This is a genomic window from Microbulbifer mixtoriginis (SeqCode) (assembly GCF_052467515.1).
The window spans coordinates 2228243-2241495 of record NZ_CP174314.1 but is presented as its reverse complement, the minus strand read 5'-3'; the positions used below and the strand labels follow the sequence as shown (position 1 = coordinate 2241495).

The 13253-nt window shown below is 50.4% G+C and carries 11 protein-coding genes; 10 read left to right on the top strand and 1 reads right to left on the bottom strand.

The features are described from left to right. The first annotated feature begins 10 nt into the window (after window positions 1–10). From ACJJIT_RS09525 to ACJJIT_RS09485, 9 genes are all read left to right on the top strand, one after another. Window positions 11–1333 carry an MFS transporter gene (locus ACJJIT_RS09525; RefSeq protein WP_444900801.1) on the top strand — a complete coding sequence of 441 codons (1323 nt, stop codon included), beginning with the start codon at window positions 11–13 and terminating at the stop codon, window positions 1331–1333. Window positions 1334–1389: 56 nt separating this feature from the next. Beyond that, a complete protein-coding gene (locus tag ACJJIT_RS09520) occupies window positions 1390–2400 on the top strand; it encodes a LacI family DNA-binding transcriptional regulator (protein WP_444900800.1) in 1011 nt (336 codons plus the stop codon). 78 nt (window positions 2401–2478) lie between these two features. Then, window positions 2479–3192, top strand: a complete 714-nt coding sequence (locus ACJJIT_RS09515) for a 3-keto-disaccharide hydrolase (RefSeq protein WP_444900799.1) — start codon at window positions 2479–2481, stop codon at window positions 3190–3192. Window positions 3193–3196: 4 nt separating this feature from the next. After that, window positions 3197–3415: a twin-arginine translocase TatA/TatE family subunit gene (gene tatA / locus ACJJIT_RS09510; RefSeq protein WP_152453619.1), complete on the top strand. Its 219-nt coding sequence runs from the start codon at window positions 3197–3199 to the stop codon at window positions 3413–3415. Next, window positions 3412–4344, top strand: a complete 933-nt coding sequence (locus ACJJIT_RS09505) for a sugar phosphate isomerase/epimerase family protein (RefSeq protein WP_444886145.1) — start codon at window positions 3412–3414, stop codon at window positions 4342–4344. The genes tatA and ACJJIT_RS09505 overlap by 4 nt, the downstream gene beginning before the upstream one ends. 247 nt (window positions 4345–4591) lie before the next feature. Next, window positions 4592–6388, top strand: coding sequence for a GMC oxidoreductase (locus ACJJIT_RS09500; RefSeq protein WP_444886146.1), 1797 nt, complete (start codon window positions 4592–4594; stop codon window positions 6386–6388). A gap of 1 nt (window position 6389) precedes the next feature. Then, window positions 6390–7085 carry a gluconate 2-dehydrogenase subunit 3 family protein gene (locus tag ACJJIT_RS09495; protein WP_252085880.1) on the top strand — a complete coding sequence of 232 codons (696 nt, stop codon included), beginning with the start codon at window positions 6390–6392 and terminating at the stop codon, window positions 7083–7085. A 163-nt stretch (window positions 7086–7248) separates the two neighbouring features. After that, window positions 7249–10017 carry a TonB-dependent receptor gene (locus ACJJIT_RS09490; protein WP_444886147.1) on the top strand — a complete coding sequence of 923 codons (2769 nt, stop codon included), beginning with the start codon at window positions 7249–7251 and terminating at the stop codon, window positions 10015–10017. Window positions 10018–10085: 68 nt separating this feature from the next. Further along, entirely contained in the window at window positions 10086–11060 is a 975-nt protein-coding gene (locus tag ACJJIT_RS09485; RefSeq protein WP_444900798.1) for an isoaspartyl peptidase/L-asparaginase family protein, read from the top strand. Between the two features lie 76 nt (window positions 11061–11136). On the opposite strand, the gene ACJJIT_RS09480 is transcribed toward ACJJIT_RS09485, so the two are convergent. Continuing rightward, on the bottom strand, window positions 11137–11796 hold the full coding sequence (locus ACJJIT_RS09480) for a TetR family transcriptional regulator (protein ID WP_444884944.1): 660 nt from the start codon (window positions 11794–11796) through the stop codon (window positions 11137–11139). A gap of 275 nt (window positions 11797–12071) precedes the next feature. Between ACJJIT_RS09480 and ACJJIT_RS09475 the strand changes: the two genes are divergently transcribed. Beyond that, entirely contained in the window at window positions 12072–13247 is a 1176-nt protein-coding gene (locus tag ACJJIT_RS09475; protein ID WP_444900797.1) for an efflux RND transporter periplasmic adaptor subunit, read from the top strand. Window positions 13248–13253 lie beyond the last annotated feature (6 nt).

The window sequence follows — 13253 nt, the reverse complement described above, 5'->3', positions numbered from 1 at the left end:
GACTGGATAGATGAGTACACAGACAAAATCCCTGCATAAGAATGTCTTTCTTGTGGGGAACCTCTCGATTTTCATGATTGGCCTCGGATTTGCTGTAAGGGCTTCAATCGCCGGTGATCTCCAAAGCGACATTTACGATCCTATTGATCTTGCCAACTCTACCGCCATGCTTGGTGAAGCCCTGGGTTTCACTTTCACAGGTTTTGCTCTCACCTTGTTATTTGGAAGCGCACTTGTGGACTTGGTCGGTATCAAGCGAATGCTGATGCTCTCATCTATAGGCTATGTATTGGGCAGTTTGCTTATTATTGCTGCGTCTTTTGTGGCTCCAGGGGAGGGGGTAGAGAACCTGGTGCTAGCCGGCCTGTTACTGACAGGCTTGGGCTGGGGTGCCGTGGAGGCAGCCAGTAATCCTATGGTTGCTGCAGTCGACCCAGAAAATAAAACGCAACGTTTAAACGTACTACATGCCTGGTGGCCTGCGGGCATTGTGGTTGGAGGATTACTGGGGTTGTCAATCTCTGCCCTCGAGCTTCCCTGGCAGTTGAACCTTGTCGTGTTGGCACTGCCGGCTGTTGTTATGGCTTGGCTTGTGGCTAAAACAGATTTCCCAGTTACTGAACGGGTTTCTTCAGGTATCAGTTATGGCGAAATGTTTAAAGAGGTATTCAAGCAGCCGATGTTTATCCTGCTGTGGGTGTGTATGTGGCTGACCGCCGCAACCGAGCTGGCCCCTGGGCAGTGGGTAGACCTGACCCTGTCACGTGTTGTTGGCATGAAGGGGATTCTTATTCTTGTTTATGTCAGCATGTTGATGTTTGTGATGCGCCACTTTGCCGGACGGCTGGCAAAGAAACTGTCCTCTATCGGACTTCTATGGTTAAGCAGTCTCCTTGCCGCAATTGGGCTCTATTGCCTGGGTATGGCTAGGACGCCAGTAACTGCATTTTTGGCGGCGACTGTCTGGGGCATTGGTGTTTGTTATATGTGGCCCACTATGCTGGCCACAGTCTCCGAGCGTTTTGTGCGCGGTGGGGCATTGTTTCTGGGATTGCTGGGTTTTGCCGGTGGTATGTCTATCCAATTTGTTCTGCCAAAGCTTGGCGCTATTTTTGACAATGCCAAGATTGAGGCAGCGGGGGGCTTGGAGGCCTTTGAAAAGCTGAGTGGGGATGAGCTGGATGCGGTATTAGCCACCGCTTCTGTTGAGTCATTCCAGTCACTGGCTGTAGTGCCACTTATCCTGCTCCCCATTTTTGCCTTTATTTGGCTTTGGGATCGAAGGCAAGCAGCTAGCAAATCAGAAGCCGCCGTTTCAGTGGGGAATCCGTAGATGGTATCCGTCTGTGCGAAAATAACCCGCTTCTAATAAGTAATTAGCAGGAAATTATGTCAAACATTCGCGAGGTTGCACGCCGCTCCGGCGTATCGGTCGCGACCGTATCCCGGACACTGAAAGATCCGCAGATGGTCTCTCCGCGAACCAGAGAACGGGTGCTAAAGGCTGTAGAGGAGGCCGGCTACCGGCCGAACCTCCTTGCGCGGAACTTCAGTTCGGGCAAGTCATACGCAGTGATGGTTTTGGTTCCCAATATAGCTAATCCATTTTTTTCCCGGGTCATTCGCGGGATTGAGAAAGCTGCACAGGATCAAGGCTATTCAGTGCTGCTGGGGGACACAAAAGGGGATTCCAGCAATGAGCAATTTTATGCAGGTATGGCGCTAACCAATCAAGCGGACGGCGTTATCCAGCTTGGTAGTCGCTATCCATTCGCAGAGAAGGACGCAAACCTGGCTGCATCTGTTCCTTTGGTGAATGCCTGTGAGCGCATAGTAGAAGATGATCGTTATCCGGTGGTGGAGTTGGATAACCATGGTGCGGCCCAGGAAGTTGCGCGGCACTTGATGAAGATGGGACACCGTCGCATCGGGGTTATTACCGGGCCCTCGCAGAGCCCCATAGTGCGAGATAGGCTGTCCGGATTTTCCGAGGCGCTAAAAAAACGTGGGTTAGAACTTGATCCTGAAATGGTTGTTCACGGGGAATTCACGATGACCTCTGGGCAGAAAGGCGCAGAGACTTTGCTATCGACCCCTCATCGGCCGACGGCCATTTTTTGTATGAACGATGAGATGGCAATTGGTGCTGTGCACCAAGTGAAGAGAATGGGCCTCAGGGTGCCGGAAGATGTGTCTGTTACAGGGTTCGATAACATTGAATTCTCACAATTCACAGATCCGCCTTTGACTACGATCAACCAGCCCGCAGAGGAGTTAGGCCGTTACGCAATGGAAACGCTGCGATTGATCATCGATGGCAAGCCATTGAAATCCAGCCGGACTATTTTGCCATTTGAGCTGGTGGAACGGGAGAGCACAGGTCCTTGTTCGGACAAGTGAGAGCCGCAGATTCCCATGGACTGTTGCCCTAAAAAGAGCGGCATTGATTAGATAACAGCGTTAGGTGTGGAGATAATAATGATGAAAAACCTTACTAAAGCCAGATCCAAACTATCCGTAGCGATTGCAGCAGCAGTGATGCTGGGTGCTGCAGGTTGCGAGCGGGTGCCCGTGTCGAATGCCCAACAAGTGGACGGAGAGTGGCGTTACCTGTTTGATGGAGAAACGTTACAGGGCTGGACTGGCACAAATGGCTCGCAAATTGGAGAGGCCTGGCAGGTTGTTAATGGCAATCTGGTCTTAACTGCCGGGGGTGCTGGGGACCTGGTAACAGCTGAACAATTCGAGGATTTTGAATTGCAGCTGGAGTGGAAAATTTCTGAGGGTGGCAACAGTGGCATTATTTATCGTGTCGCTGATGGAGATGCGCCAGTTTGGATGAGTGGCATGGAATACCAGGTGTTGGACAATGCTGCGTTTCCCAATCTGGAAAAGCCAAGCCACAGCGCCGGCTCAGTGTTTGATATGTATGCGCCCAGTGAAGAGAGTGTCAAACCTGCGGGGCAGTTTAACCAAACTCGTATACGCGTAGAGAACGGAAAGGTCGAACATTGGTTGAACGGCAACAAGATTGTTAGCTACGAGCTTTGGTCAGAGGATTGGGGCAAGCGTTTGGCGGGCAGCAAGTTTTCGAATTATCCAGATTTCGCACGCTCTGAAAGCGGCTATATCGCTTTGCAGGATCATGGTGACAAGGTCTGGTATCGCAATATAAAAATTCGGGAGCTATAAGCTCATGGGTATTTCAGGAATCAGTCTCTGGCAAATCCTGATAGTACTGGTGCTTGCAGTTTTACTGTTTGGCAGCGGCAAGATTCGTCGTATGGGAGAAGACCTGGGGGGAGCAATCAGTGGCTTTCGCCGCTCTTTAAAGGATAACGGAGAAGAAGGCTTCTCTGCTGAATCTCCCTCAAAATCTGCTGCTGAGGTTTCCCAAATAGGAGGGCGGCAATGACTATCAATAGAAGGCGGTTTTTGGCAAATAGTGCAAGGCTGGCAGCTTTGGGGCTTGCTGCTCCCCTTATTGGGTTTAGTCGTCTTAGCCACAGCACTGCAAGTGAACGCTTTTTCAAAATCTCTTTAGCCCAGTGGTCCCTGCATCGGCAACTGCGAAGTGGAGCTCTTAAAGTTCTGGACTTTCCAGTAAAAACACGCAAAGTCTTTGGCATTGAAGCGGTTGAGTATGTCAATCAGTTCTTTAAGGATCAGGCAAAGGACTTGAAGTTTCTCGCTGCAATGAAGGCTAGAGCAGAAGACCATAATGTTCGCAGTCTGTTGATTATGGTTGATGGCGAAGGCGACCTAGGCGACCCCGATAAAGGCAAGAGAAAGCAGGCCATAGAGAACCATTACAAATGGGTCGAAGCGGCTAAGTACCTCAATTGTCACTCTGTGCGTGTCAATGCCGCAGGGCAGGGGAGTCGCGAAGAAGTCGGTAAGGCTGCTGTTGAGGGGCTGCGTGCGCTTTCGGAATTCGCCCAGGATTTCAATATTAACGTGATTGTTGAGAATCATGGTGGCTATTCATCGAACGGGGAGTGGTTGTCACAAGTCCTTCAGCGTGTAGATATGTCCAACTGTGGCAGCTTGCCGGATTTTGGAAACTTCGGAGATTACGATCGCTATTTGGGGGTTCAGCAACTGATGCCGTTCGCCCAGGGTGTTAGTGCCAAAAGCTTTGAGTTCGATTCAGCGGGAATTGAAATCAATACGGATTTTGCTCGGATGTTACGGATCATTCGCGATGCGGGTTATCGAGGCTATATCGGCATTGAGTTTGAAGGGCCGGGAGATGAGGACCATGGAATCCTGGCAACTAAGCAGCTGCTTGAGCAGCTTGGCAGGAAGGTGGAGCTGCCCGCGCAACTAAATGAAAAAAATTGATAAAATTTAGTTTCGCATGTAACCGGTTACATATTTTTAATTTCTCCAGACGTAAAAATATGTACTTTAATGTCTGTTTTCTTTAAGAAATCAGACTCCAACGCTAAAAATTTTAAATCTAGACTTTATAAGCGCGGAAAAAAGCAGAAAAATTTTCCAAAAATGTAACCGGTTACAGGAAAATATTTCTAGCTGATAGAATTTATCCGGTCAGAAGAAAAATAAATGATCATGTAGGAGAGATGTTATGGCGAGTGAAGATATCGAGAATAAAGAGTACGACGCCTTAATAGTCGGCTCTGGTGCTGGGGGCGGCATGGCTGCCTATGTGCTGGCCACAGCCGGTTTAAAGGTACTGCTGCTTGAAGCGGGACGATCCTACGACCCGGTCAAAGAAACCCCTATGTTTAACTTGCCCAAAGACGCACCCCTGCGCGGTGGTAGTACGCCAGAAAAACCGTTCGGTTTTTACGATGCGACAGTGGATGGTGGCTGGCAGGTACCCGGCGAGCCCTATACCCAGGGATCTCAAGAGAAAGGTCGACGTTTTGACTGGTGGCGAGCGCGTATGCTGGGTGGCCGCACGAACCATTGGGGGCGTATTTCCCTGCGTATGGGTGAATACGACTTTAAGCCCTACTCAAGGGATGGGCTCGGCTTTGACTGGCCCATCAGCTACCAAGACCTGGCACCCTACTACGATAAAACCGAGATGCTTATTGGTGTCTACGGCACCAATGAGGGGTTGGAAAATACTCCGGACTCTTCCGACGGCGTATTATTGCCGCCCCCTAGCCCCCGTGCTTATGAACTGCTAGCGAAAAAAGCTTGTGATAAGCTGGGTATCCCCGTGATCCCCTCACACTTGGCGATTCTCAGTGAGCGCCTCGACCATGAAAATATTCCGCAGAAACTGTTCCCCGATAATAAGCTTGCCCAGGATGTAACCCGCGAATCGATGAAATCCCGCGCTGCCTGTTTTTGGGCCACACCCTGTGGTCGCGGTTGTTCCATCAAGGCAAATTTCCAGTCCACCACAGTACTACTGCCTCCTGCGTTGGCTACAGGCAACCTAGACATCATCACTGACGCGATGGTGCGCGAAGTTACCGTTGATAAGAAAGGCAAAGCCAACGGGGTTGTTTACATTGATAAAGATACCCGTCAGGAAAAGTTTGCCAGTGCCCGCGCCGTTGTCGTCGCGGCCAGTGCCGCCGAGACATCGCGTATTCTTCTCAATTCAAAAAGTACCTTATTCCCAGACGGTCTCGCCAACGGCAGTGGTGTTGTAGGTAAATACCTGATGGATACTGTGGGTGCCGGAGTCGGTGGCCAAATTCCAGCCCTGGAAAATATGCCCGCCCACAACGAAGACGGCGCGTCGGCAATGCATATGTATATGCCCTGGTGGCTATATAAAGAGCAGTTGCGCGGAGACCTGAATTTTGCTCGCGGTTATCACATTGAATTCGGTGGTGGCCGCAGTATGCCTGGAGCAGGTGCCTTCGGGGGTATGGGTGACTTTACCGAAGGTGCCTATGGTAAAGATTTGAAAAAGGCCTGCCGACGCTATTACGGCTCCTTTGTTTGGTTCGATGGTCGTGGGGAAATGATCCCTAATGATGATAGTTACTGTGAAATTGACAAGAATCAAGTTGACCAGTGGGGTATCCCGGTTCTGAAATTCCACTGGAAGTGGAGCGACCAGGAGCTAAATCAGGCTGCCCACATGCACAAAACCTTCGCCGAAATTATCGAGGGTATGGGCGGCAATGTGACCACAACAGTACAGACCGATGGTGCCAAGGCCATTATCAACGGTGGTGCGATTATTCATGAAGTTGGCACCGCGCGAATGGGTTCCAACCCAAAAGACTCTGTGCTCAACCCTTACTGCCAGTCTTGGGAGGTTCCGAACCTCTTTTTAACCGACGGCGCTCCCTTTGTTTCCAATGCCGATAAAAACCCAACCCTGACCATTATGGCGCTGGCTTGGCGTACCTGTGACTACATCGTGGAACAGTTTAAAAAGAGGAACATTTGATATGAGCAAGGATAAAACAAACCTGAGCCGCCGTAATGCCCTGCGTTTGATTGCTACTACTGCGGCTGCGGTCCCAGTAATCGGTTGTTCTGAGAAAGCAGCACCAAAAGTTGAGTTGAAGGAAGATAAAGCAGCTACAAAACCAGCGGTTAAGAATCTTGACGCACCCAAACAAACTTTAGCCAGGGGTACACCAACAGATCCTGATCTGCTTAACCCCGTCGTACCATGGGAAATGCAATTAGATGCGCGTGAGTTGGCGGTACTCGCAGCGCTTTGCGATGTGATTATACCTGCAGATGAAATTTCACCGAGCGCTTCTTCAGTAGGTGCACACCATTACATCAATGAATATGTCAGCGCACCTTATTCCAATAATAAGGCGGACCTTGTCACTATTCGCGGAGGGGTAGTCTGGCTAGATGGAGAGTCCAGGCGCAGGTACCAAGGCCCATTTGTTGAGCTGAATGAATCTCAAAAAAATGCAATCTGCGAGGACATCAAATGGACTCGTAACGCGAAGCCAGAATTCCAAGCCGGTGCACGTTTCTTTGCCAAGGTAAGAGTTCTTGTATCTACCGCATTCTACACCACAGAGGAAGGCATGGCGGATATTGGCTACGTAGGTAATAGGCCTATGGCCAGCTTCCCTGGCGCACCGCCTGAAGTATTAAAACGACTCGGCTTAGAAAGCTGATAACCGTGTAAGGCAACCCCCTGGGAAAGGGGTTGCCTATAAAAGTAAGCCAGGGATGGATAGATCTGAAACCGGGCTTATTCCGAAAACTTGGTATGAGGGTATGCCGAGTTTAGAGGGTGCACGGAAGGCTCAAAAATTATAATAAAAGTGATGCTTATCTATGAAAGAGAAAACCCAAAAAGAAAACCGCAGGGCGGAGTTACTTCGCACATCCGCCAGTGCACTGGTGTTATGCAGTGTCGTCGGCATGGCACAGGCGCAAAATACAGAGGAAGCCCAAAAAGAAAACTTGGCTCTTGAAGAAGTAGAGGTATTGGGCATTCGACAGAGCATGGAGAAAAACCTCGATGTAAAGCGTTTTTCCAATGCGGTGGTGGACTCAATTACCGCTGAAGATATTGGTAAGTTCCCCGATAAAAACGTAGCCGATGCCTTACAGAGGGTGCCAGGAGTCTCTATCGTACGTAGTGGTGGTGAAGGTGCGGAAGTGAGTATCCGCGGTACTGCTCCGGAGCTTACCTTTACCCAGCTGAACGGTAACTATATTGCTACTCCGGGCGATGAGCCGTCACGCTCGCTAGATTATTCCTTGTTGCCCGCAACAATGATTGCCCGTACAGATGTTTATAAGAGCCCTGAGGCAAAGCTGGATGAAGGCGGAATCGGTGGTACTGTCATTTTGCATACCCGCAAACCTCTGGATCTGGACGCGGGAGAGGGCATGCTATCGGTTGAAACAACCTACGCGGATGTCACTGAGAAGTATGAGCCACAATACACGGGTTTTTACTCATGGAAAAATGATCAGGAAACCTTTGGTGTATTAGTTGGTTATTCCAAGCAAGACCGTCAGAATCGGGTGATTAGCACCACCACAGAAAACTGGGGATGGCAAGGTGATGAAAAGCCCCATGATGGTGTAGAGGCCAGGGGGGCTATGGTAGATATCGATGGTAATGAGTACCGGGATTTCTATGCCCCCAGAGCCGTAGTGGGTAGCGTTTTTGAAGAGGAGCGTACCCGCGAGGGAATTCAGCTCAGTGCTCAGTGGCGTCCGGTTGAACAACTTGAGCTAGGTGTCAATTATTTTCGCTTTGAGCAGGGTGGCAACTCAGAGAATTACCGTATTGTATTTCCAGAGTGGAACTATGGTGATGCAGTTGCACCCGGCAGCCTTAAATTTGATGAGGATGGCGATACCTTACTCGGTATTGGCATGTTGGACAGAGGCCAGGCCGAATTGCAGTCTCCTCAAGTCGCTGGTGACTACACGCGAGCTGAATATGTGTCAGATACCTTGGATTTTAATGCTATTTACCAAGGAGATGGATATAGCGTGCGATTGGTTGTGGGCAGCACCAGTGCGGAAGGCGGACCTTCGGAGAAATTGTTTGCCTCAGTAAACTCTCGCTATGGCACTGTGACTGACTGGAGCTGGGACCTAAGCAGTGGTACTGCAGAGATTGATACCAGTGCCGATCTGGGAGACCCCAATACTTACCCCTTATACGATTGGTTTTCTTCGCACTGGACCAGTAGTGAGGATGATGAAAACTACTACCAGCTAGATGTATCTATCGATATGGATTACGGTTGGCTGACTTCCCTTGATGTAGGACTTAAATACCGCGACCACGAAATTAACCGACGCATTACTAAACAAGCTTGGGATGATGATAACCCGCCGTGTCCGACAATTAACTGGCCGAATGAAGACGGTAAAGATGGTCTTTGTTATCCCTGGTGGCCGGACGATTCTTTCCACACCGACCCTAATGGCGTTCCGGATACGATTGATATCCTTTCCAGTGGCCCACTCGATAATATTATTGGTGGTGTAAAAGTGCCCAACTTTGCCCACCTGGAGTTTGAGAAGCTAAAAGAGTTTCTCTATGAGACTTATGGTGATCCTACAGTAACCGTAGAACGGGACCAGGACTATCGCATCGGTGAGGAAGTTACGGCGGCCTATGTACAGCAGAATTTTGCTTCTGCCACTTTGCGCGGTAATTTTGGTGTTCGCGCGGTGCAGACCAAGCAATATGCCCGAACATATGACAATATTGACGGGGTTTTGCAAGATGAGCCCAATATTCGCGATAGCAGTAACACCGATTTTCTGCCAAGCGCCAATATCGCTTGGGATATTAACGATGATTTAGTAATGCGTGCAGCCCTCGCAAGGGTTGTTGCCCGAGTTAATTATGATGACCTCGGTGGTTCTGAATCAATACACGCCCCACTGCCAGGAGCGACTGTAAGAGATGGGTTTGCGGGGAACTCCGAATTGGAACCCTATAAAGCGGATCAGTTTGATTTGGGTCTGGAATGGTACTTCGACGATGCTTCCGCAATGGGAGTAACCCTGTTCAGGAAGGATATTGCATCATTCGTCATTAACGGCAGTTCCCTGGTAACCAGGGAAATAGATGGTGACATTTGGAATGTAAACATGTCGATGCCTGTTAATGGCACCGATGCCACCGCTCAGGGTGCCGAGCTGTTTGTGCAATATGCCTTTGATAACGGTTTTGGGGTTTTTGCCAACTACACCTATACGGACACAGAGCTGGCCAATCTTGACCTCGAAAGCGGTGAAACAATCAAAACAGAAATTGCGGGTACCTCTAAAGATCAATACAACCTATCGGTGTACTACGAGAATGACCTTTTCAGTGTGAGAGCCTCTTACAACTATCGCAGCGCCTATGCGGATGGCTATAGCAACGGTGTGAATACGTTTACTGATGAGTATGATCAGCTTGATGTAAATGCTTCTTATAGTTTGATGGAAAACCTTACTCTCACTGCCTCCATTATTAATCTCACCGAAGAGAAGGTGGATAGATATTGGGGTGAAGAAAACAGAGTCTTGGGTTCCTCCTACTCAGGTCGCCGCGCCTATATGGGGCTGACTTACAGCTTCTGATCCCGCCATAACTTCGGCGCACAGATACAGTAATGTCTCTGTGCGCTTTCCATTTGAGACAAATCATTGTGATCAGCAAAAGAAAATTCCTGAAATATTCCTTCCTGGGCACTGCTGGCGCCCTGGCAACACCTTCAGTGGCAGCTATGGCAAGGCGTTATACGAAGAAGGGAAAAAAGCCCATAGTCATATCAACCTGGAACCATGGGGGCCCAGCCAATGAGGCAGCTTGGCAGGTTCTCAGCGAAGGTGGCAGGGCTTTGGATGCCGTAGAGGCAGGTGCTCGGGTGCCGGAAGCTGATCCTCAGGTAACCAGTGTTGGCTATGGCGGTTTTCCCGATCGCGATGGTGTAGTGACCCTTGATGCCTGCATTATGGATGACAAACAAAATTGTGGTTCAGTGGCTTTTTTACAGGGTATCAAACACCCCATCTCGGTTGCGCGAAAGGTGATGGAGGAAACTCCACATGTAATGTTGGTCGGCGAGGGCGCACAGCGTTTTGCAGTTGAGCAGGGGTTTGACATTGAGAACCTGTTAACTCCAAAAGCTGAAGCCGCCTGGCGTGAGTGGAAGCGCGAGTCCCGTTACCAGCCGGTAATCAATATAGAAAACCACGATACTATCGGCATCTTAGCTTTGGACCAGGACGGCAACCTCTCAGGTGCCTGCACCACCAGTGGCGCGGCTTTCAAGATGCACGGGCGGGTAGGGGACTCACCGATTATCGGCGCCGGACTCTATGTCGATAATGAAGTGGGTGCGGCTACTGCCACGGGTATGGGCGAGCTAATGATCAAGACTGTCGGTTGCCATCAAGTAGTGGAGCTGATGCGTCATGGCTACACACCGGAGGAAGCCTGTCGTGAGGCGGTGGAGCGTATTGCGCGCAAGCTGGGGGACTATAAGAAGTTTCAGGTGGGTTTCCTGGCTTTAGACAAAGTCGGTAATTACGGTGCTCACTGTATTCACCCGGGTTTTAATTATGCCGTAAGAGATGCGAGCGGTGCACAATTAGTCGACTCGAAAAGTAAACTCGGCTGATTTTCTTCTTGGAGCAAGCAGCAGTTAGCTGACTTGCCCCAATAGGAAGAAAATTCGAATTTGCTCAATACACTGCTCAGTGCAAAGTTCGTGCTTGCTGCCTGTTTAGACGCAGTTCTGGGGAGAAGCGAATCATATCTAGGAGAGCATCAAAATAATGTTCGCCTAAGTCGCCAAGGTCTACAAAGCGAGGAGAAAGAAGCCAGTCTTCCAGTACACCAAAAAGGCCTCCGTGAAGCATTTGTTGGGCCAGTTTCAAATCCAAGTCAGCAGGTAATTGACCGACTGATAGTGCAATCTCCAACAATTCTCCCATTCGCTCCAGCCGCTCTGTGCGGCCTTGCTTAATACGGTGAGTGGACTCGCATACTTCACTGATTGGGTCACATGGCAGGAAGATAATCTCCAGTAAGCGCTGCCATTCATCATTGCAGGCAATCTCATCGAATAGCCATATCCAGCGGGTACGCAGGGTGCCTAGAGGGTCTCTCTTCAACTCATCACCGGCCGCCGCGCAGAGGTCTTCACCGGGCAGGCGCATGCGCTCGGTTAGAGCGTTGAGTAGCCCAACTCTGTCGCGGAAATGGCTATGCAGGGAGTCACGAGTGACTCCGGCAAGCTCTGCGACTGCCGTTAGGGAGGCGTGGGTGACGCCAGATTCGTGAAAAACACGAATCGCGGCGTCTAAGATACGCTCTCGGGTGTTAAGTATTTGCTCTTCTCTATATTTAGCCATGGGCAATGCAGCTTCTTCATTATCGTAATCGCCTCATTTGACCGCATATTCACGGCTGTTCGCCGCATGAAAGCAAATGAGACTTTAGTGCAAACCCTTGAAAACACTGGGTAAAAGTGCATGTTAGTCGATATTCATGCGCTGATGAATAGTTGATCGGATTTCATCACTACACATAAAATGCGTGGCCACTGGAGTTAGACCTTCCTGTCACCATCTCTTTTTCTCCCGAACTGACCGCAGTATCCAGGCCGTCAGCCCTGATCGAGGTAACCATGCTCAATAAAAAAGCGTTTATCAGTCTTTTGATCACTAGTGCATTGCTTGCCGCTTGTGATGAAAGAACCGCTGCGCCACCGATGCCCGCGCCACAGGTGACTGTGGTTACGCTGGAATCCGAGCCGGTTACGCTTACCAGAGAGCTACCTGGTCGCACTTCACCTTTCAAGGTGGCGGAAGTTCGTCCACAGGTAAATGGCATCATAAAACAGCAATTGTTCCGTGAAGGTGGGCGTGTCGATGCAAATCAGCCACTTTATCAGCTGGATGACGCCATTTACCAAGCGGATGTGGATAGTGCGCGCGCTAAATTACAGGGTGCAAATGCGGCAATGAATATCGCACGCCTTAAGGCCGAGCGCACCGCAGGCCTTGTTAAGAGTGGCGCTGTCAGCAAGCAGGAGAATGATGTCGCGGAGGCAGACTTACAGGAAGCCCGCGCCACTGTTGCAGCTGCCAGGGCGGAGTTACACCGAGCCGAGATCCAGCTGGACTACGCTCAGATTACCTCGCCGATTACTGGCCGTATTGGTAAATCCAGTGTTACCCAGGGCGCCTTGGTAGCGGCCAATCAGGCCGCAACTTTGGCCACTGTGCAACAGCTGGACCCCATCTATGTGGATGTTACCCAGTCCGCAGCAGAGCTGGTCAGCCTGCGTCGGGCCCTCCAGGCGGGTACATTGGCAGATGCCACAAATCTGCCAGTTAAGATTTTGCTGGAAGATGGCAGTGAGTTTGAACATCAAGGCAAGCTCGAGTTTGCCGAAGCCAGTGTCGATCCCTCTACTGGCAGTGTGTTGCTGCGAGTCGTTGTCCCCAATCCAGACAATATGCTGCTGCCAGGCATGTACGTGCGCGCGATAGTGGGTAGCGGTGTACGGGAACATGCCATTCTGGTGCCTCAACAAGGTATTGCAAGGGACCCGAAAGGTAACACTTCGGCAATGGTGGTCAATGAAGAGAATATTGTTGCCCAACGCTCTGTTCGGGTCAGTCGCACAGTCGGTAACCGCTGGTTGGTAGAAGAAGGGCTGGAGCCCGGTGACCGTGTCGTAGTGGCTGGATTGCAGAAAATTCGCCCCGGTGCGCCGGTGCAGCCTAGTGAACGTGAGGATAAACAGGTGCCTGCAGCAGCTGGTGACGACAACGCTGCTGCTGAGCAGGGTTCCTGAGGGTAG